We start from the raw sequence: 20,009 nt of genomic DNA, 5'->3' as shown, positions 1-20,009 counted from the left end.
TTCGCTGTTCGTGACGGTCCGGGAGAGGTCAGCCGCCGGTGGCGAAACCCGGGAAGAGGGTCATCCCGCCGTCGACGTACAGGGTGGTCCCCACCACGTAGTCCATGAGGTCGGAGGCGAGCGCGACCACGGCGTGGGCGATGTCCTCGGGGTCGCCGATCCGGTCGTACGGGATGAGCCTCAGGAGGTCCTCCCGGGCCTCGGGCGTCTCCCAGGCCGCGCGGTTGATCGGCGTCTTGATCGCCCCCGGGGCGACCGCGTTCACCCGAATCTTCTCCGGCGCGAGCTCCTGGGCCAGGGTCTGCATCATCATCTGCACACCGCCCTTGGAGGACGCGTAGTTGACGTGGCCCGACCAGGGGATGATCTGGTGCACCGAACTCATGCAGACGATCTTCCCGGCGGCGCGGGACACCTCGGGCACCACACCGCGGCGCCGGAACTCCTTGGCCGCCTCCCGGGCGCAGAGGAACTGACCGGTGAGATTGACGTCGATGACCTTCTGCCATTGGGCGAGGGTCATGTCGGTGAGCCGGGCGTCCCGCTGCAGTCCCGCGTTGGCGACCAGGATGTCGATGGTCCCGAACTCCTCGACCATCCGGTCCGTCATGGCCGTGACCTGGTCCTCCTGGGACACGTCCGCCTCGTAGGCCGCCGCACGCACCCCGAACGAAGCGATCTCCTCGACCACTTCCTCGGCCGCCTCACGTCCCGCCACATAGTTCACGACCACGTCGGCGCCGGCTCGGCCCAAGCCGATGGCCGTGGCCTTGCCGATGCCCGAATTGGCTCCGGTGACCAGTGCCTTCTGACCCTTGAGCAGACGTGCGGGGATCACACCCTGCGGTGCTTCCACGGTGGAACCCATGTTGCCCTGCCTCCTCGCTGCGCCGCTGCGCCCCGCCCGGCTGCCGCCGGGCGGGCACGGAGGTCACGCAATCACCGACTGCGGCGCGCGGCGCGCGGGGAGAACCGCCGTTGGGCCGTTGGGCCGAGCGTCTTCGTCCGATCGGGCCAGCAGCCCTGGTCTCAGCCCAGCCGGGCCAGGAGGTGGTCGCCGACCCGCAGGGCATTCGCGATGGCCGTCAAGGACGGGTTGACCGCGCCGATGCTCGGGAAGAAGCTCGTGTCGACGACGTACAGGTTGTCGAGGTCATGGGCTTTGCAGTTGACGTCGAGCGCGGAGGCGGCGGGGTCGGTGCCGAAGCGTACGGTGCCCGCCTGGTGCGCCGTCGCACCGATCGGCATGCCCTTGTGCAGGTAGAGGCTGCGGGACAACAGGTGGTGCTCGTGCATGCCCAGGTGGCCGAGCATGCCCTGCAGCTTGTGCCGCAGCCGCTTCAGGCCTTCGACGTTGTTCTTCTCGTCGAGAGCGAGACGGATGCGGCCGTCGCCGTCGAGGGTGACCCGGTTGTCGGCCAGCGGCAGGTCCTCACCGCACAGCCAGAAGTCGACGGCATGATGCGCCATCACCTCGAACGGCATGTCCGGTGTGACCGCACCGGCCCAACGCGGGGCCTCCCCGTGGATCTGCTCGGCGTCCGACTTGCCCAGCATCTGGATGCCGCCCAGCGGGAACTCCCAGTCGTCCGCGCCGAGGTACCAGTCGTGCAGGGCCAAGGTCTTCTGGAACTGGGTGTCGTTGGGTTCCTTCGACACCGCCATCAGGGCCATGTTGTTGTGCCGCATGTAGAACCGGCCGACCACGTCGGAGCTGTTGGCGAGGCCGTTCGGATGGTGCTCGTTCGCCGAGGCCAGGAGCAGCGCGGCGGAGTTGACCGCTCCGCAGGAGACGACGACCACGTCCGCCGTGAACCGGACCTCCGAGCCGTCGGCCGACCGGCCGACGACCCCGCTGACCGTGCGTCCACTCGCATCGGTCTCCAGGCGGACCACCTGCGTGTTCGTGACCATCTCGACGTTGGGATGCCGCAGAGCCGGCTCCACGCAGATGACCTCGGCGTCGGACTTGCCGCGCACCAGACACGGAAAACCGTCCACCCGGTTGCACCGGATGCACACACTGGAGTGGGTGGCCCGCCCCCCGTTCTCCTGGACGAGGTTGACACCGATCGGCAGGTGGAAGGGGTGCAGACCGCGCTTCTCGAGGTCGTCGCTCAACTGCTGGATGCGCGGCTCGTGCTCCACGGGCGGATGAGCGTACTGCGCGCTCACCGGACCCTCGCCGGGATCCTCGCCGTGCCGTCCATGCACGAGGTACAGGTGCTCGGCCTGCGTGTAGTACGGCTCCAGTTCCTCGTACCGGATCGGCCAGGCGGGGGAGAGGCCGCCGTGATGACGGAGTTCGCCGAAGTCCTCGGGCCGCAGCCGGAAGAGGGCGGCGCCGTAGAACTTGGTGTTCCCGCCGACGTAGTAGTTGACCTCGGGCGGGAACTCGTCGCCGTCCTTGTCCAGCCAGAACTCCGGTGCCCGGTACTTGCCCTTGACGAACACGGCCGTCGAGTCCCAGTTGTCCCGCTCACGTGGCAAGTAGTCGCCGCGTTCGACGAGGAGCACGCGCTTGCCGGAAGGCGCGAGCCGATGGGCGAGGGTGCCGCCGCCGGCGCCGGTCCCGATGATGATGACGTCGTAGTGAGGGGCGTCGCCCACGGCGACCACCGTCCTTGCGCTCATGGCCCTGCCCTGGCGCCAGGACCTGTCACTCCGCGCTGCGGAGACCCTGCCTTCCCACCCAGACGAACGTATCCGCCCTTCTGCCGAACGGCGACCGGGAGACGGCCGACCGCACCTGTGCTCACAGCACCGCGATCGGGTTCACGGGCGAGCCCGTGGCTCCGGGCAGCCGCAGGGGGGCGACCACACACAGGAAGCTCCAGCGCCCCGCCTCCGCGCAGACGGCGGCCAGGTCCTCGAACTGCAGGTAGTCCATCAGATGGATGCCCAGGACGTGGATCGCCAGGACGTGGACGGGGAAGGCGATGTCGTCCACCGCACTGGGCGCGGTGTCGTTGTTGCCGTCGCCACCCAGGACCGCGACCTCCCGCTCGGCCAGGAACCCCACGGCGGTCGGGTGGAGGCCGACCCGTGCCGTCGACGCGTCCCACGGCCCGAGTTCCGTACGACGGAGGCGATGCCCCACGCGGACGAACAGCAGGTCCCCCGGACCGACGCGGACCCCCTGCGAGGCCTCGGCGGCCGTCAGATCGTCGGACGTCACATGGTCGCCCGGCTCCAGCCAGGGCACGCCACGCAGCCGGGGGATGTCCAGGAGCACACCACGGCCGACGATGCCGTCCGCGACCAGGCCCACGGAGAGCGCACCGGCCCCCTCGGCCGTCACGCTGCTCGCCGGCACCCCGCCGTACAACTCCCCGTCGAACACCACGTGGCAGAGGGCGTCGAGATGGCTGTCCGCGTCTCCGTGCACGTTCATGGCGAAGCGGTCGGTGGCGAAGTGCAGCCCGTCCGCGGCGAGTTCACCCGGGGCGGGTCCGGTCATCCGGTGCTCCGCGGGCTCGGGGTCGTCGGGGCCCGGCACGGTCTCGATCGGAGCTGCCAGCGACACCGTGCGTCCGAGGCGTACCTCCGCACCGGCTGCCACGACGCGCTCGGGCGTCAGATGGCGGAGTGCGCCACGCCGACCGTCGCTCCGCAGTCGCTCGTAGAGCGCCCGGAAGTCGTGCGCGCTCATGCCGGATACGACCGGGGGCCGAGCGCGCGTCACAGGGACCCCCATGGGCTGAGGCCCCAGCGGAGCACGTGCGTGGCGCCCGCTTCCAGGACGGTGAGATCCGTGCCGCTGCGAAAGGCGTCCGGCGGACAGGACATGGCCTCGACGGCCACTGCGCGCCGCCTTCGTTCGGGGTCGGCCAGGGTGTCGCCCGTGTACACCTGGACGTACCGGGTGCCTTCGCCGAGCCACAGATCGACACCCCGTAGCCCGGAGGGGTCCGCCAGGCTGACGATCGCCCGGCCGCGCGCGTCGCGGTCGAGTCCGGTGAAGGCGGTGTCCAGTCGTAGATCGCCGATGGGGCGGGCGGTGCGGAAGTCGTACGCGGTGCCGTCGACGGGTTCCCTGCCGGTCGGCAGTCCCCGGTCGTCGGTACGGAGCCGGTACCGGGCGGGAACGGTCAGCAGCACGGTGTCGACGAGGTCGGTGCCGACCGTCAGATAGGGGTGCTGCCCGGCTCCGTAAGGTGCCGGCCCCGTACCGGAGTTGGTGGCGGAGATCGCGGTCTCGAGCCCTTCGGGACCGAGTCGGTACTCCGCGCAGACCTCGAGAAGGAAGGGATATCCGGGCTGAGGGCAGAGGGTCGTGCCGATTCTGACCGCGTCCTCGGTATGGGCGAGCAGCTTCCACAGGGTCCAGCGAAGGAGTCCATGGATCGCGTTGTTCTTCTCCGGTTCGGTCAGCGGGAGTTGGAGATCCTGGCCGCCGAAGCGGTAGCGTCCGCCGCCGACGCGGTTCGGCCAGGGGGCGAGCAGTTGCCCCCGCCCGCCGGTGATGGCGGACCCGGCGGAGAACCCGTCGAGCAGCGGTCTGCCGTTCATGGCGTAGTCGCGCAGAGCTCCGCCCAACTGGACGACCACGGCGCTCTGGCCGTCGCGGGTCAACTGCCACTGCGTACCCGTGGGGCTGGGGGACACGGAAGGCTCCTCACGTACGTCCGCTCGCTCGGTGCCGGCTCCGGCCGACGGACCGGCAGAGGCGGACTCCCCGCGCATCAGCGACAGCACCGCCGTGACGACGGCCTCCGGAGGCTGGTCGATCTCCACCACCAACGGGTGTTCGTCGGGCTCCGGCTCCTGCAGATCCGCGAGCTGGCTGTCCAACAGGTCCGCCGGGAAGAAGTGACCGTGCCGGGCGGCCAGCCGGGAGCGGATCAGCTCGGGCGATCCGTGCAGGTAGACCAGACGGACTCCGGGGCGCCCCGCCAGGAGCCTGTCCCGGTAGTCCCGCTTGAGTGCGGAGCAGGTCACCACGGCCCGGCGACGGGCCGCGAGCTCGCGATCCATCCACGCTCCGATGGCGTCGAGCCAAGGCCCCCGGTCGCTGTCGGTGAGAGCGTGACCGGCGGCCATCTTGGCGCGGTTGGCCTCGGAGTGGAACTCGTCCGCGTCCCGGTACGGCCGGCCGAGCCGCTCGGCGAGGAGGCGCGCCACCGTCGTCTTGCCCGACCCGGATACACCGACGACGAGCACCAGGTCCGGCAGCTGCCCGGTGCCCGTCCCGCGTGGCGCTGCATCCCTGGACGTGGGTCCCTCAGACCCTCGTCGGCCGGGGCGCGACGCACAGGCCCCAGATGATGAGGGCGTCGATCGCGATGATCAACAGTGCCCACCACGGCGTGTAGGGGAGCCACATGAAGTTGGCGATCATGCTGAGACCTGCCAGCACCACGCCGACGACCCTGGCCCACGTGGCGCCCGTGAACAGGGCCATGCCGGTGAGGGCGATCACGATGCCCAGGATGAGATGGACCCAGCCCCAGCCGGTGAGGTCGAGCTCGTAGACGTAGTTGCGCGTGGTCAGGAACACGTCGTCCTCGGCGATGGCCGAAATGCCGCCGAGCAGCGTCATGATGCCACTGAAGATCATGATGACGGCGGCGAACACCAACCAACCGCTCAGGTGCGTGTCCGCTCGCGAGCCGGGTTCGCTCACGTGAGTCGTCATGACAGGTTCCTCCCTGTCGTCTGGCCTGCCCGCCGACGTGTCTCCGTCCGGTGGGTCGGATACCTCCAATCTGACCCCCGCCGCCCCGCGGCGCATGTCGGCCGAACGAGCCACCCCGACGCTCCGCACGAGCGGCGACCGACCGGGACCGATGTGCGGCCACGGCGCCGCGATGCTGCAATGGAAAGCGGCGACGAGTGCGGTCCGCCCGTCGCATGTGGGGGATCGAGCCAGGCGAGGAGAGAGCATGAGCGTCGACGAATTCTCCGAAATGGGACCTGTCGACTACCTGATCTTGGAGTTTCCTGGCAATCGCATGACGGGTGAGGGCCTGCCACTGCTGCTGGATCTTGTCGACCGCCGCATCATCCGCATCCTCGACCTGTCCTTCATCCGCAAGGACGCGGACGGTACGGTCAGCGCGCTGGAGATCAGCGACTTCGACGGCGACGGCACACTCGACCTCGCCGTCTTCGACGGAGCCTCCTCCGGCCTGCTCGGCGAGGACGACCTCCAGGAGGCCGCGGCCGTCCTCGAACCCGGCAACTCCGCCGGAATCATCGTGTACGAGAACGTGTGGGCCGGGCCGTTGGCAGCGGCTCTGCGCCGCAGCGGGGCCCGGATGGTGGCCAACGGACGGATTCCGGTCCAGGCCCTCCTGGCGAGCCTGGAGGCCGCCGAAGCCGGGTCCGCCTCCTAGCGGCCGACGGCCGCCTCTACGACAAGGACGCGTGTCATGCCAGGTCTACTCCGCGGGGTCGCCCGCACCGCAGTCGTCGCCGGTACCGCCACTGCCGTCTCCAACCGGGTCTCGCGCCGTCAGGCCGGCCGCTGGGCACAGCAGGACTACGGGCAGGCCGCCGCGCAACCACAGCAGGGCTACGCCGCGCCCGCGCCGGCACCCGCGCCCGCAGAGGCGCCGTCGATGGAGACCAAGATCGGCCAGCTGAAGGAGCTGGCACAGCTGAAGGAACAAGGGGTGCTCACCGAAGCCGAGTTCGAGACCCAGAAGAGCCGCATCCTCGCGCTCTGAGGTCCTGACTCGGCAGCGCGGTGCACGGACCGGGGGAGAGGTTCGGGCCGTTCACACCACGCGAGCCCGCCCGGCATCGCGCGATGTACGGCTGACAAGTATGTGCCATGGCGAGGACTTGCCGTCATGGGGTCTTCACGACGGCGTTTGCCAGTCGATAGACCCATGGCATGTCCTCCCCTTCTCAGGCTTCCGCCTTCCGGCGCAGGCGTCGACGGCTGATCTCGGCCGCCGCCGCGGTGCCCCTGCTGGCGTCGGGTCTCGCAGTCCTGCAAGCACCCGCACAAGCCGTTCCGAGCAAGCCCACCGTTTCCGGCACACCCACGGCGACCCACAAGGTCACCCTGGTCACCGGCGACGTCGTCACCGTCACCACCACGGCCGACGGCAAGCAGATCGCCGACGTCGACCGGCCTGACAGCGCCGTCGGCGGCGTGAAACTCCAGGAGATCAAGGGTGACTTGTTCGTCATCCCCGACGAGGCGGTGCCCCTGCTGGGCACGAACAAGCTGGACCGACGGCTGTTCAACGTCACCGACCTGATCGAGATGGGCTACGACGACGCGAAGTCGGGCGCGGTGCCGCTGATCGCGACGTACACCGAGCCGAAGTCCCGCGCGGCCGTCGAGCCGACGGCCCCCCGGGGCAGCAATCTGACCCGCAAGCTCAAGGGCATCCGCGGTGCCGCGCTCAGTACCGAGAAGCGGCAGACCCGTACATTCTGGAACACCGTCGCGCCGCAGGGCAGCGCGACGCTGGGCGCGGGTGTGGCGAAGCTGTGGCTCGACGGTCGCGTGAAGGCCAGCCTGAAGGAGAGCGTGCCGCTGATCGGCGCGCCCGAGGCCTGGGCCGCCGGGTACAACGGCAAGGGCGTCAAGGTCGCGGTGCTCGACACCGGCGTCGACGTCAACCACCCCGACTTCGCGGGGCTGATCGACGGCACGGAGAGCTTCGTGCCCGGTGAGACGGTCACCGACGTCAACGGGCACGGCACGCACGTGGCCGGCACCATCGTCGGCTCGGGCGCCGCCTCCGCGGGAGACCACAAGGGCGTCGCCCCCGGCGCCGACCTCTACGTCGGCAAGGTACTCGGCGGCAAGGAGGGCTACGGCCAGGACTCCTGGGTCATGGCCGGCATGCAGTGGGCCGCCGAGTCCGGCGCGGACGTCGTCAACATGAGCCTCGGCGACTCCTACCCGACGGACGGCACCGACCCGATGTCGCAGACGGTCGACGCGCTGTCCGCGCAGTACGGCACGCTGTTCGTGATAGCCGCCGGCAACTCGGGCCCGGAGAGCATCTCCGCTCCGGGCGCGGCCGCCTCGGCGCTGACCGTGGCCGCCACGGACAAGCAGGACCGGCTCGCTTCCTTCTCCAGCACCGGGCCGCTGGCCCACTCCGGTGGCATGAAGCCGGACATCGCGGCGCCCGGCGTGGACATCACCGCGGCCCGCTCACAGGAGATGACCGACGGTGGTGAGGGCCTCTACCGCACCATCAGCGGCACGTCGATGGCCACCCCGCACGTGGCCGGTGCAGCGGCGATCCTGGCCCAGCAGCACCCGGACTGGACCGGCGCGCAGCTCAAGGAGCACCTGACGAGCACCGCGAAGGGCCTGGACGGTGGGTACTCGCCGTACGAGGTCGGCACCGGCCGCCTCGATGTGACCGCCGCCGTGCGCACCACGGTCCGCGGTACCGGATCGCTCTTCTTCGGCAACTACGCCTGGCCGCACGAGCCGAGCGACAAGGCAGTCACCAAGGACCTGACCTTCACCAACACCGGTTCCGCCGACGTCACGCTCAACCTGGCGCTGACCGACGACGGCGGCCCCTTCGCGCTGGGAGCCGCCTCGGTCACTGTCCCGGCGGGCGGCACCGCCGCCGTCCCGGTGACCGGCGACCCGCAGGCCGCCTCGGCCGGCCGGCACGTCGACTACGTGACAGCCACCGACGCGGCCACCGGGCAGCCGGTGACCCGCACGTCCGTGGCGCTGCTCAAGGAGGAGGAGCGCTACGACCTGAACATCAAGCTGGTCGGCCGGGACGGCAAGCCCGCCGCCGGCTCGGTCACGATCAACCTGGCAGGCGACTTCTGGCCGTGGCAGGTCTACGTCGACGGCTCGACCACCATGCGCATGGCACCCGGCCACTACACCGTCGCGGCGTACCTCGACGTGGCAGGCGAGAAGGCGGACCGCTCGGGTCTGGCCGTGCTCGTCGACCCGGAGACCGTGCTCAAGGACGGCTCCGCGGACGTGGTGCTCGACGCGAGCAAGGCACGCCTGCTGCAGACCGAGGCGCCGCAGCGCACCGAGGACCGACAGCGCAAGGTCGACTTCAACGTCCACTACAAGGGCCTCGACCCGTTCATGGACTACCGCAGCGCGTACGTGCTGCCGCCGACGTACGACGACGTCTACGTCGCGCCGACGGAGCCTATGAAGCAGGGCGAGTTCATGCTGACCACCCGCTGGCGCAAGGGCGAGCCGCAGCTCGCCCTGAGCACCATGGGCGGCCGGCTCCCGTTCGAGGCACTGGTGCAGGCGGGCAGCGCCCTGGGCACCGCCACGGACACGCTGAACGCCGTCTACGCGGGCACCGGCGCGGCGGCCGCTTACGAGAACGTGAGCGCCAAGGGCAAGCTCGTCGTCGTCGAACGCAGCGACGAGGTCTCGCCGCAGGAGCGCACCGAGGCCGCGGTCGCGGCCGGTGCGAAGGCGCTGATCGTGGTCAACGACCGTGCCGGTGCCCTGATGGAGTACGTCGGCGAGTCGGCCGTCCCGGTCGCCACCGTGCACCGCGACGCGGGCAAGGCCCTTGTCTCGATGGCCAAGGCCGGCAGCCTCAAGCTGACCGTGAGGCAGACCGAGTACACGCCCTTCGTCTACGACCTCACCCGGGAGTACCCCGGCCGGGTTCCGGACCGGGCCCTGGTCTACAAGCCGACCAAGGCGGACCTCGCCCGGATCGATGCCCGCTACTACTCGGCCACGACTGGCCAGGCGGCGCAGGGCTACCGGTCCGACTTCACCCTCAGCCCGTCCTTCAACTTCCCCGAGCGCGAGTGGCACCCGGGCACCCGCACCGAGTGGGTGACCCCGGGCCAGGTCTGGAGGGAGTTCCACGCGCAGGGCGTCGACGGGACCCTGCCGTGGGTGATGGTGTCGGGCGACAACACGTACGCCAAGGGCAGCACCACCCGGCTCGACTGGTTCGCTCCGGCGACCCGGCCCGGCCAGAGCGAGTCCTTCGGCGTGTACAACTCCCGCTGGCAGAACTACATGACCTGGAACGTGCAGGCCTGGGCCTCCGCCAGCGACACCATGCGGCTGGGCGGCTTCCTGCAGTGGGGTGAGACGCCGACCCACCTGCAGGTCTTCCAGGGCGACAGGCTGATCCACGACAACCCGTACAGCACGGACATGCAGTGGGTGGAGGTGCCGGCGGGCAATCTGCCCTACCGCGCCGTTCTCGACGCGGAGCGGCCCGCTGACGTCTTCCGGCTGTCGACGCGCACCCACACCGAGTGGACGTTCATGTCCGACACCGTGGACTCGGACTTCTTCGCGCCGTTCTCGGTGCTGAACCTGGACTACAAGCTGGAGTCGGACCTGCACGGCGACGTCAAGGCCAACGCGACGCAGAAGATCGCGCTCAAGCCGGTGTCGATGGGCCTCGGTACCGCGCCCGGCACCGCCACCTCGGTGAAGCTGGACGTCTCGTACGACGACGGCGCCACCTGGCAGAAGGTGACCGTGACCAAGGGCGCCGACGGCTACTGGACCGGTTCGTTCCGGACGGCCAAGAAGCCCGGCGGCTTCGTCTCGGTCCGCGCGAGCGCCGAGACGGGCAGCGGCTTCAGCGTCACGAACGAGATCATCCGGGCGTACGGCCTGCGATGAGCCGCACTGTCGGGCCCCGGGGAGGCGACTCCCCGGGGCTCTTCCCCTCACACCTGCTCCCAGCAGGGACTATTCAAGGTCTGCCGCCATCGCACATACTCTCCCCGCTGCGGCAAGCGGAAGAGAGTCGATCGCCGATGCTGGATGTCCTGGGCCTCGAACCCGAAGACGAGCGCGTCTACCGGGCGCTTCTCGGGCGGCCGAACTCCACCGCGATCCTCCTCTCCGACCTGCTCGTTCTGGCGCGGACCCACGTCGACGAGGCACTGACCCGGCTCGTCGAGTGGGGACTGGCGACCAGGTCGGCGGATGAGCAGTTCACCGCCGCGCCGCCGGCCATGGCGCTGGGCGCTCTCATCAGCCAGCGCCGTGACGGACTGCGCAGGGCCGAGCAGGCGCTGGTGACCTTCGCCGAGGAACACCGGGCGGCGATGACCGGGAGCAGCATCAGCGATCTGATCGAGGTCGTCACGGGCGTCGACGCCATCCGTCATCGCTTCCTCCAGGTCCAGCAGGCAGCCCGCACGCAGGTCCGCTCCTTCATCACCGCACCGTTCGTCGCCCTGCCTCCCGACGAGAACACGGCCGAACCCATGGCCCTCGGCCGTGGAGTGCTCTTCCGAGCGGTACTGGACCGGGCCGTGCTGTCGGAGCCCGGCATCGTCCAGGACGCGGTCGACTCCTTGCGCAACGGCGTGCAACTGCGCGTCGCCGACCAGCTGCCGATGAAACTCGTGCTGGCCGACGCCGACCTCGGACTCGTCCCGCTCGCGGTCACCCCGGACGGGGAGCCCGGCGCCGTGCTGCTGCACCGTAGCGGCCTGCTGGACGCGCTGGACGCGCTGTTCGAGACGGTGTGGCACGCGGCCCACCCGCTCGAGTTGTCGGGCACCGGCGGAGGAGCCGAACCCACCGTCGAGTACGGCGAGAAGGGACCGAGCGACCTCGACCGAAGGATCCTCGCGCTCCTCCTGGCCGGCCTGACGGACCTGACGGCCGCGACAGAGCTCGGTCTGTCCCCGCGCACGCTGCACCGGCGCCTGCGCCACCTCATGGACATCGCCGGAGTCCGGACCCGGATGCAGCTCGGCGCCTACGCCGTCCGACACGGCTGGACAGAGCCGGACCGAACAGGTCCGGGGAGCGACGGCGTCGCCCCGGCGGGCGATCCGGCACCGCAGGAGCCCGAAACCGGTCATCGGGACTCGCTCCATGGCCGGCCGCACCCGCGCTGAGCTGCCCCTCGCCGGCGCCCTCGGCCTGGCCGCCCGGGCCGCCGCGTACACCTGCGCCCACGAAAGAGCCGACCCACCGACGGCGGCGGAGCTGGGCACGCTCAGGCCCTGACGGAACCCCACGAAGAGCTGACGCATTACCGCCCTTCCTCGGCCACGCGCAAGGGCTTCGACAAGGAAATCCCGGTCGACGCACTAGACTGGCGGGCTGTTTGGCGCTGGACCGGAACAACCTGGGCAGACCCGGGCTCCACCGGCGACCCGGACGTTCCGGGAACGAGACGCGAGGGCCGATGTCAGCCACACCTGAGCGCGGTGAACTCACTCTGCTCGACGGCGGGGAGACGTACGGAGAGTCCGGCAAAGCGGCCCGGTTCTCGGCCGGGCCGGCCGCCCCGACCCGTACCCTCGTCGACATCCTCGACGCGACCGTCCGGGCGTACCCCGACGAGCTCGCCCTCGACGACGGCTCCACCCAGCTGACCTACCGCGCGCTGGCCACCGAGGTCGAGCGCCGGCGGCGCGCCCTCGCCGCCGCCGGCGTCGGGCTCGGCGACCGGGTCGGCGTACGCGTGCCCTCGGGGACCAACGAGCTGTACGTGGCCATCCTCGCCGTGCTCGCCGCAGGGGCGGCCTATGTGCCGGTCGACGCTGAGGACCCGGACGAGCGGGCCGAGCTGGTCTTCGGCGAAGCCGGGGTGCGCGCGGTGCTCGGCGCCGGACAGTCCGTCGAGGTCACCGGGGACCCGGGGCCCGGCCACGCCCCCGCCGCGCGCCCCGGGCCGGAGCACGACGCGTGGATCATCTTCACCTCCGGCTCCACCGGCAAGCCCAAGGGCGTCGCCGTCAGCCACCGCAGTGCCGCCGCCTTCGTGGACGCCGAGGCCGCGCTCTTCCTCACCGAGGAACCGATCGGACCCGGCGACCGGGTCATGGCCGGACTGTCGGTCGCCTTCGACGCCTCCTGCGAGGAGATGTGGCTGGCCTGGCGCTACGGCGCCTGCCTCGTGCCCGTCCCGCGCTCCCAGGTGCGCAGCGGCGCCGACCTCGGCCCGTGGCTGGTGGAACAGGAGATCACCGTGGTCTCCACCGTGCCGACCCTGGCCGCGCTCTGGGAGCCCGAGGCGCTCAACGAGGTCAGGCTGCTGATCTTCGGCGGCGAGGCCTGCCCGCCCGAGCTGACCCAGCGCTTGGTCACCGAGGGCCGCGAGGTCTGGAACACGTACGGCCCCACCGAGGCCACCGTCGTCGCGTGCGCCTCGCTCCTGACCGGTGAGGAACCGATTCGCATCGGTCTCCCGCTGAACGGCTGGGAACTGGCCGTGGTCGACGAGTCCGGCGAGCCGGTGCCCATGGGCGGCAGCGGCCAGCTCGTGATCGGCGGCGTCGGCCTGGCCCGCTACCTCGACCCGGAGAAGGACGCCGAGAAGTACGCCCCGCTGGAATCCCTCGGCTGGCAGCGCGCCTACCGCAGCGGCGACCTCGTCCGCGCGGAACCGGAAGGCCTGGTCTTCCTCGGCCGCGGCGACGAGCAGATCAAGCTCGGCGGGCGCCGGATCGAGCTCGGCGAAGTGGACGCCGCGCTCCAGGCCCTGCCCGGCGTCGCCGGCGCGGCCGCCGCCGTCCGCACGGCCCGCAGCGGCAACCAGCTCCTCGTCGGCTACCTCGTCACCCAGGAGGGCTGGGACCACGCCGCGGCCGTCGAGCGGCTGCGCGCCGAGCTGCCCGCGGCCCTCGTGCCGCTCCTCGCACCGGTCGACGACCTGCCGACCCGTACCTCCGGCAAGGTGGACCGGGACGCGCTGCCCTGGCCCCTGCCCGAACTGGAGACCACAGGGCCCGTCGAGCAGCTGTACGGCACCGAGGCCTGGCTCGCCGAGCAGTGGAGCGAGACCCTCGGGGTGGCGGTCACCAGCGCCGCCGACGACTTCTTCGCGATCGGCGGCAGCAGCCTCGCCGCCGCCCAGCTCACCACCCGGCTGCGCACCCGCTACCCGAGCGCGGCCGTGGTCGACATCTACCAGCAGCCCACCCTGCGCAAGCTGGCCAGGCGCCTGGAGAAGTCCGTGCAGGACGACGGCGCGGCCAGGACCGTCGCGCCGGTCCCGCTCCGGTCCCAGGTGACGCAGTCGCTGCTGCTGCTCCCGCTCCAGACCCTGGTCGGCCTGCGCTGGACGGTGGCACTGCTGGCCCTGTGCAACGTCCTGCACTGGTTCGGGCCCTACCCGTGGGCGCCCACCGCCTCGTGGTGGCTCGTCGCCGTCGGCGCGGCCCTGCTCCACAGCCCGCCGGGCCGGCTGGCGATCGCGGCCGGCGGCGCACGTCTGCTGCTGCGCGGTGTGAAGCCGGGACGCTACCCACGCGGCGGAAGCGTGCACCTGCGGCTGTGGACGGCCGAGCGGCTGGCCGAGTACGTCGGCGCGACCTCCCTCACCGGCTCCTGGCTGGAGCGCTACGCACGGGCTCTCGGCGCCAAGATCGGCCCCGAGGTGGACCTGCACTCCCTGCCGCCGGTGACGGGCATGCTCAAGCTGGGCCGCGGCTGCGCCGTGGAGTCCGAGGTGGACCTCTCCGGACACTGGCTGGACGGGGACCGGCTGGAGATCGGCCCGGTCAAGGTCGGTGCGGGCGCGGTGGTCGGTACCCGCAGCCTGCTCTTCCCCGGCGCGCGGGTCGGCAAGCGGGCCGAGGTGGCACCGGGCTCCGCCGTGGCCGGACAGATCCCCACCGGCCAGCGCTGGGCCGGAGCGCCCGCGGGCAAGCTCGGCAAGGCCAAGCGCAACTGGCCGAAGGAGCGCCCGCCGCGCGCGGTGCACTGGCGCGCGATGTACGGAGCGACCGGCTTCTGCCTCACGGCCCTGCCCGTCCTCGCAGCCCTGCCCGCGCTGCTCGTGGTCGGCCGGTTCGTGCCCGCCGACGCCGGGCTCGCCGAGGCGCTGCGGGGAGCGCTGCTCGGCGTGGTGCCCGGGGCGCTCGCCTTCGGGTTCGCGTACGCGCTGCTGCTCCTGGTCTCGGTGCGGCTGCTCAGCCTCGGGCTGCGGACCGGGAACCACCCCACGCACAGCCGGGTCGGCTGGCAGGCATGGACCGTCACGCAGCTGATGGACCTGTCCCGGGAGACCCTCTTCCCGCTGTACGCCGGGCTGATCACCCCCGTGTGGCTGCGGCTGCTCGGCATGAAGATCGGCCGGGGCGCCGAGGTGTCCACGGTGCTCGCCCTCCCGAGCCTGACGACCGTGGGCGAAGGCGCGTTCCTCGCCGACGACACCCTGACCGCCCCGTACGAACTGGGCGGCGGCTGGGTGCGCATCGGACACTCCGAGATCGGCCGCCGGGCGTTCCTCGGCAACTCCGGAATGACCGCGCCGGGCCGCAGCGTGCCCGACGACGGTCTTGTCGGCGTGCTGTCCGCCACCCCGAAGAAGGCCAAGAAGGGGAGCTCGTACCTGGGCCTGCCGCCGGTCAAGCTGCCGAGATCCGCCGCCGACGCGGACCGGAGCCGTACCTACGACCCGCCGGCGCGGCTGCTGTGGGCGCGGGGCCTGGTGGAGCTGTGCCGGCTCGTCCCGGTGTTCTGCTCGGTCGCGCTGGCCGTGCTGACCACGGCCGCGCTCTGTGCTCTGATCGCGACGAGCGAGCTGGGGACCGTGGGGACCGCGCTGCTGTCCGGGGTGGTCCTGCTCGCCGCCGGTGCGACCGCCGCGGTGGTCTCCGTGGCCGCGAAATGGCTGCTGGTGGGCCGGCACCGGACGGGGGAGCACCCGCTGTGGAGCGGCTTCGTGTGGCGCAACGAGCTGGCCGACACGTTCGTCGAGGTACTGGCCGTGCCCTGGCTGGCCGGATCGGTGCCCGGGACTCCGCTCCTCGCGGTGTGGCTGCGTGGCCTCGGGGCGCGGATCGGCCGGGGCGTGTGGTGCGAGAGCTACTGGCTGCCCGAGATGGACCTGGTGACCCTCGGCGACGCGGTCACGGTGAACCGCGGCTGTGTGTTGCAGACACACCTCTTCCACGACCGGATCTTGAGGACGGATACTGTGGTCCTCCGCGAGGGCGCCACCCTGGGCCCGGGCGGAATCGTCCTGCCCGGAAGCACGGTGGGGGCCCGCAGCACACTGGGTCCCGCCTCTCTCGTGATGGCCGGGGAATCCGTCCCCGCCGACACCCGCTGGCTGGGCAATCCGATCGAGGCGTGGCGGTCCTGAAAGGGCCACGGCGTACGAGCACAGCGCAGGGAGCGGAAGCGGCAGTGAGCGGCCAGAGGACAACGGCGTCGGACCCGTACTTTCCGGCCAACGGCGATCCCCGTTACCGCGTGCACCGGTACGAACTCGCACTGGACTACCGTCCCGGCCCCAACCGGCTGGCCGGGACGGCCCGCCTCAGCGCGATCGCCGGCCGCGCGCCGCTCACCGAGTTCTCGCTCAACCTGGCCGAGTTCAAGATAGGTCGGGTCCAGGTGAACGGCAGGGCGCCGCACTACACCCACCGGGGCGGCAAGCTGCGCATCCGGCCCACCAAGCCCCTCGCCGCCGGAGCCGCCTTCACCGTGGAGGTGCACTGGTCGGGCAACCCCAAGCCGGTACGCAGCCCCTGGGGCGGCCTCGGCTGGGAGGAGCTGACCGACGGCGCGCTCGTCGCGAGCCAGCCGGTCGGCGCGCCGTCCTGGTACCCGTGCAACGACCGGCCCGCCGACAAGGCCTCGTACCAGATCTCGGTCAACACCCCGTCTTCGTACACGGTGGTGGCCGGCGGCCGACTGCTGACGCGGACGACCAAGGCCTCCACGACCACCTGGGTGTACGAGCAGACCGCCCCGACCCCCAGCTACCTGGTCGGCCTGTCCATCGGCATGTACCAGACCGTGCTGCTCGGCGACCCCGGGCTCGGCGGTGTTCCGCAGAGCGCCCACGTACCGGCGCATCTGCTGCCGAAGTTCTCCCGGGACTTCGCCCGCCAGCCGGCGATGATGCAGCTCTTCGAGGAGCTGTTCGGCCCCTACCCCCTCGGCGAGTACGTGGTCGTCGTCGCCGACGAGGAGCTGGACGTGCCGGTGGAGGCCCAGGGGCTCTCCCTCTTCGGCGCCAACCACGTGGACGGCGTACGGGGTTCGGAGCGGCTCATCGCCCATGAGCTCGCGCACCAGTGGTTCGGCAACAGCGTGACCATCGCCGACTGGCGGCACATCTGGCTGAACGAGGGCTTCGCGAAGTACGCCGAATGGCTCTGGTCGGAGCGCTCCGGCGGTCGCACCGCGCAGGAACTGGCGGCCGCCGCACACCGGTTGCTGGCCTCCCAGCCGCAGGACCTGCTGCTGGCCGACCCCGGCCGCAAGCTCATGTTCGACGACCGCCTGTACCAGCGCGGGGGTCTCGCGGTGCACGCGATCCGCTGCGCGCTGGGCGACGGCGCGTTCTTCCGCATGCTGCGCGACTGGGCCACCGTGCACCGCCACGGCGTGGTGACCACCGCGGGCTTCACCGCCCATGTGGCCCGCTACGCGGCCGAGCCGCTGGACGACCTCCTCTCGTCCTGGCTCCACGAGCCCGCCCTCCCGCCGCTGCCCTCCCCGCCGCCCGCCCGCTCGCCGATCCCGGCCCGCCCCGGGTACCCGCCCACGAACGGCGGATCCGGGGGCTGACCCCGGCGGCGGTCCGCCGCCGCTCGCTTCGCGGCGTGAGAGTGACAACGAAATCCGCACCCGAGGCGGCCTTCGGCCATCGATTCAAAAGTTACCGAAGGGTTTTGCTTAAAAAAGCATGACCCTCCGTCTTGCGTGGTGCCATGCCTGTCCGGAAGGATCTGTGACCGGCCCGGGCTGTTCGCCCTGGCACCTTCACGCCTCCATGTCTGGACGCCTGGCCGCGCACCGGTAACCCCGTGCCGCCAGCCGGTGAACCGCCTGATCCGCGCGGCCGCCCGGACGACCCGTCGAGGCTCTCTGCGCGACCCGCGTCGCGCTCCCTCTCATTCACCTACCCTCAGGCAAGGCAGAGATGGCACCACTGGCCTCGCGCCGACGACCCCACACCACCCCCCACCCGGTGGACGAGGTCCTCCCGTTCCCCAGCCTCGCGCTCTACGGATTCCAGCACGTCCTGGCGTTCTACGCCGGTGCGGTGCTCGTACCGGTGATCCTCGGAAACAGCCTGGGACTCTCGCGGCAGGAGCTCGTCTACCTCATCAACGCCGACCTGGTCACCGCCGGCATCGCCACCATCATCCAGGCGTGGGGCTTCTGGCGGATCGGAGCCCGGCTGCCGCTCGTCCAGGGCGCGACGTTCACGGCCGTCTCCCCCATGATCGCCATCGGTCAGGGCGCGGGCGGCGGCACCGCCGGGCTGCTCGTGGTCTACGGCGCCGTGATCACGGGCGGTGTCGCGGCCTTCCTCTTCGCCCCGTTCGCCGGGCGGCTGACCGCGTACTTCCCCCCGATCGTCACCGGCACCCTTCTCACGGTCATCGGCATCGTCCTCATCCCGGTGGCGCTCCAGGATGTCGGCGGCGGTTCGGCGCTGCACGGCGGGCCCGGCTTTGGGGACCCCGTCAACCTCGCCTACGCGGGTGGGACTCTCCTGTTCATCCTTCTGGTGGTTCGGTTCGGCGGCCCGTTCCTTCGCAGTATCGCGGTGCTGCTCGGACTGGTGGGCGGAACCGCCGTCGCCTGGCTGCTCGGCGACGCAGACCTCGGGGCGGTCGACCAGGCCGACTGGCTCGGTGTCAGCACGCCCTTCCACTACGGCATGCCGCACTTCTCGGTCTTCCCCATGCTGGCGATGGTCGTCGTCATGCTCATCACCGTGGTGGAGACCACCGGAGACGTGTACGCCATGGGCGAGATCACCGGCCGGAAGGTCGACGGTGACACGGTCAGCCGTGCGCTGCGGGCCGACGGCGTCGCCACCGTGCTCGGCGGAGTGCTCAACTCCTTCCCGTACGTGGCGTTCGCGGAGAACATCGGTCTGGTTCGGATCTCCCGCGTCACCAGCCGGTTCGTCATCGTCGCGGCCGGTGTCTTCATGATCCTTCTCGGCCTGGTGCCGAAGGCCGGCGCCGTCGTGGCCTCCGTACCCCACCCGGTGCTCGGCGCGGCGGCCGTCGTGATGTTCGGAATGGTCGCCACCGTCGGCATCCAGATCCTCGGCAAGGTCGACCTGCGGGAGGAACGCAACTCCATCATCCTGGCCGTCAGTCTCGGCGCCGCGATGCTCCCGACCGCCGTCGCGCCGTTCTTCGAACGCATGCCCACCGAGGTGCGGGCCGTCCTGGGCAGCGGGATAACCCTCGGCACGCTGACGGCGGTCCTGCTGAACCTGTTCTTCCATGTGTTCGAGAGCCGCCGCAAACGGGAGGACATCGACTGGGACGGTCTTGCCGCGTACGACGACGGGACGGGTCCGCAGACTGCCACGGCCCGCTGACCCCGTTTCCGCTCCGCGGAGCCCGCCGCTCCGCGGAGCCGCCCACCGAGGTGATCCGCACGTGTCCCACCCCCCGTTCTCTCCCGCCCAGGCCCGGGCCGCCCGTCTCCGCATCGGCCTGACCCCTGAACAGGTCGTGGCAGCCATGGCCCAGTTGGGGGTGCGCCGCCTGGCGCAGGCCGTCATCGCCTGGGAGTCGGGGGCAGTGACGCCTTCGGAAACCGAACTCTTCGCGCTGGCCGACGCCCTGTGGTGCCCCGTACCGGAGCTCATGGCCCTGCAGCCGAGATCCCTGCGCGAGCATCGCCTGGCCCGGCGCTTCAGCGCGGAGCGCCTGGCCCAGCGCATCGGCATGGACGTACACGCGTACGCCCGCGCCGAGAACGACCACCACTGGAGCGGAACCGACCGGCAGACACTGTTCCTTGCAGACGCCCTCGGTCTCGAACCGGGCGAACTGCGGCGCGTCATCGGCCGGGCCGGCGAACTCGACGGCCTGCTCCGCCAGGCCGTCGAAGGCCGCTGGAAGCAACACACCGCCCCGCTCGCGCGGCTCGTCGGCGCACCCGAGCGCAGCGTGGTGCAGGCGCTGCGCACCCTGCACCAGGAGTACGCCCACTTCAACGAGCGCTACATGGGCCACCTCGTCGCCCGTAGCGACACCGCACGGCTGAAGGAGATCGCCGCGGAACGCGCCGAGTGGTTGCACGCCCTCTCGGACCGCTTCCTCCACCTCGCAGGACCTGACGCCCGGCCGCCCTCGTCCTGAGCGCCGCAACG

The 20,009-nt window shown here is 71.1% G+C and carries 14 protein-coding genes; 9 read left to right on the top strand and 5 right to left on the bottom strand.

What is annotated here, in order from left to right; translation table 11 throughout:
• Positions 1 to 28: 28 nt before the first annotated feature.
• The 5 genes from ACFV9D_RS24005 to ACFV9D_RS23985 form a co-directional block, all read right to left on the bottom strand.
• On the bottom strand, positions 29 to 868 hold the full coding sequence (locus ACFV9D_RS24005) for an SDR family oxidoreductase (protein WP_385149765.1): 840 nt from the start codon (positions 866 to 868) through the stop codon (positions 29 to 31).
• A 161-nt stretch (positions 869 to 1,029) separates the two neighbouring features.
• Positions 1,030 to 2,634, bottom strand: a complete 1,605-nt coding sequence (locus ACFV9D_RS24000) for a GMC oxidoreductase (RefSeq protein ID WP_385149763.1) — start codon at positions 2,632 to 2,634, stop codon at positions 1,030 to 1,032.
• Positions 2,635 to 2,755: 121 nt separating this feature from the next.
• Positions 2,756 to 3,652, bottom strand: coding sequence for a cyclase family protein (locus ACFV9D_RS23995; protein WP_385149760.1), 897 nt, complete (start codon positions 3,650 to 3,652; stop codon positions 2,756 to 2,758).
• Positions 3,653 to 3,681: 29 nt separating this feature from the next.
• Complete coding sequence (locus tag ACFV9D_RS23990; protein WP_385149757.1) at positions 3,682 to 5,163, bottom strand: gluconokinase, GntK/IdnK-type; 1,482 nt, start codon at positions 5,161 to 5,163, stop codon at positions 3,682 to 3,684.
• Between the two features lie 61 nt (positions 5,164 to 5,224).
• A complete protein-coding gene (locus tag ACFV9D_RS23985; protein WP_385149755.1) occupies positions 5,225 to 5,638 on the bottom strand; it encodes a hypothetical protein in 414 nt (137 codons plus the stop codon).
• A gap of 247 nt (positions 5,639 to 5,885) precedes the next feature.
• Between ACFV9D_RS23985 and ACFV9D_RS23980 the strand changes: the two genes are divergently transcribed.
• The 9 genes from ACFV9D_RS23980 (at position 5,886) to ACFV9D_RS23940 (ending at position 19,998) form a co-directional block, all read left to right on the top strand.
• Positions 5,886 to 6,338 carry a DUF6325 family protein gene (locus tag ACFV9D_RS23980; protein ID WP_385149752.1) on the top strand — a complete coding sequence of 151 codons (453 nt, stop codon included), beginning with the start codon at positions 5,886 to 5,888 and terminating at the stop codon, positions 6,336 to 6,338.
• 36 nt (positions 6,339 to 6,374) lie between these two features.
• The gene (locus tag ACFV9D_RS23975; RefSeq protein ID WP_385149749.1) at positions 6,375 to 6,671 is read left to right on the top strand and encodes an SHOCT domain-containing protein; all 297 of its coding nucleotides are present in this window, start codon (positions 6,375 to 6,377) and stop codon (positions 6,669 to 6,671) included.
• A gap of 170 nt (positions 6,672 to 6,841) precedes the next feature.
• Positions 6,842 to 10,576 carry a S8 family serine peptidase gene (locus tag ACFV9D_RS23970; protein WP_385149747.1) on the top strand — a complete coding sequence of 1,245 codons (3,735 nt, stop codon included), beginning with the start codon at positions 6,842 to 6,844 and terminating at the stop codon, positions 10,574 to 10,576.
• Positions 10,577 to 10,713: 137 nt separating this feature from the next.
• Positions 10,714 to 11,811 (top strand): transcriptional regulator TrmB, encoded by a 1,098-nt coding sequence (locus ACFV9D_RS23965; protein WP_385149744.1) that lies wholly within the window; start codon positions 10,714 to 10,716, stop codon positions 11,809 to 11,811.
• Positions 11,789 to 11,923: a hypothetical protein gene (locus ACFV9D_RS23960; RefSeq protein ID WP_385149741.1), complete on the top strand. Its 135-nt coding sequence runs from the start codon at positions 11,789 to 11,791 to the stop codon at positions 11,921 to 11,923. Before ACFV9D_RS23965 ends, ACFV9D_RS23960 begins: the two co-directional genes overlap by 23 nt.
• Before the next feature lie 181 nt (positions 11,924 to 12,104).
• Positions 12,105 to 16,013 carry a Pls/PosA family non-ribosomal peptide synthetase gene (locus ACFV9D_RS23955; RefSeq protein ID WP_385149738.1) on the top strand — a complete coding sequence of 1,303 codons (3,909 nt, stop codon included), beginning with the start codon at positions 12,105 to 12,107 and terminating at the stop codon, positions 16,011 to 16,013.
• 44 nt (positions 16,014 to 16,057) lie between these two features.
• Positions 16,058 to 17,449, top strand: a complete 1,392-nt coding sequence (locus ACFV9D_RS23950) for a M1 family metallopeptidase (protein WP_385149735.1) — start codon at positions 16,058 to 16,060, stop codon at positions 17,447 to 17,449.
• A gap of 403 nt (positions 17,450 to 17,852) precedes the next feature.
• Positions 17,853 to 19,229 carry a nucleobase:cation symporter-2 family protein gene (locus ACFV9D_RS23945; protein WP_385149732.1) on the top strand — a complete coding sequence of 459 codons (1,377 nt, stop codon included), beginning with the start codon at positions 17,853 to 17,855 and terminating at the stop codon, positions 19,227 to 19,229.
• Positions 19,230 to 19,290: 61 nt separating this feature from the next.
• Positions 19,291 to 19,998 (top strand): transcriptional regulator, encoded by a 708-nt coding sequence (locus ACFV9D_RS23940; protein WP_385149729.1) that lies wholly within the window; start codon positions 19,291 to 19,293, stop codon positions 19,996 to 19,998.
• Positions 19,999 to 20,009: the final 11 nt, after the last annotated feature.

Source organism: Streptomyces sp. NPDC059875 (assembly GCF_042731085.1).
In the GTDB taxonomy this organism is placed as follows: domain Bacteria; phylum Actinomycetota; class Actinomycetes; order Streptomycetales; family Streptomycetaceae; genus Streptomyces.
The sequence above is the reverse complement of the archived record's forward strand: the minus strand, read 5'-3'. Positions and strand labels throughout refer to the sequence as shown.

Excerpts from the sequence above, each read along its gene's own strand:
- ACFV9D_RS24000 (WP_385149763.1), bottom strand. The coding sequence starts at position 2,634 with ATGAGCGCAAGGACGGTGGTCGCCGTGGGCGACGCCCCTCACTACGAC.
- ACFV9D_RS23985 (WP_385149755.1), bottom strand. The coding sequence starts at position 5,638 with ATGACGACTCACGTGAGCGAACCCGGCTCGCGAGCGGACACGCACCTG.
- ACFV9D_RS23965 (WP_385149744.1), top strand. The coding sequence starts at position 10,714 with ATGCTGGATGTCCTGGGCCTCGAACCCGAAGACGAGCGCGTCTACCGG.
- ACFV9D_RS23995 (WP_385149760.1), bottom strand. The coding sequence starts at position 3,652 with ATGAGCGCGCACGACTTCCGGGCGCTCTACGAGCGACTGCGGAGCGAC.
- ACFV9D_RS23955 (WP_385149738.1), top strand. The coding sequence starts at position 12,105 with ATGTCAGCCACACCTGAGCGCGGTGAACTCACTCTGCTCGACGGCGGG.
- ACFV9D_RS23975 (WP_385149749.1), top strand. The coding sequence starts at position 6,375 with ATGCCAGGTCTACTCCGCGGGGTCGCCCGCACCGCAGTCGTCGCCGGT.
- ACFV9D_RS23960 (WP_385149741.1), top strand. The coding sequence starts at position 11,789 with ATGGCCGGCCGCACCCGCGCTGAGCTGCCCCTCGCCGGCGCCCTCGGC.
- ACFV9D_RS24005 (WP_385149765.1), bottom strand. The coding sequence starts at position 868 with ATGGGTTCCACCGTGGAAGCACCGCAGGGTGTGATCCCCGCACGTCTG.
- ACFV9D_RS23980 (WP_385149752.1), top strand. The coding sequence starts at position 5,886 with ATGAGCGTCGACGAATTCTCCGAAATGGGACCTGTCGACTACCTGATC.
- ACFV9D_RS23970 (WP_385149747.1), top strand. The coding sequence starts at position 6,842 with ATGTCCTCCCCTTCTCAGGCTTCCGCCTTCCGGCGCAGGCGTCGACGG.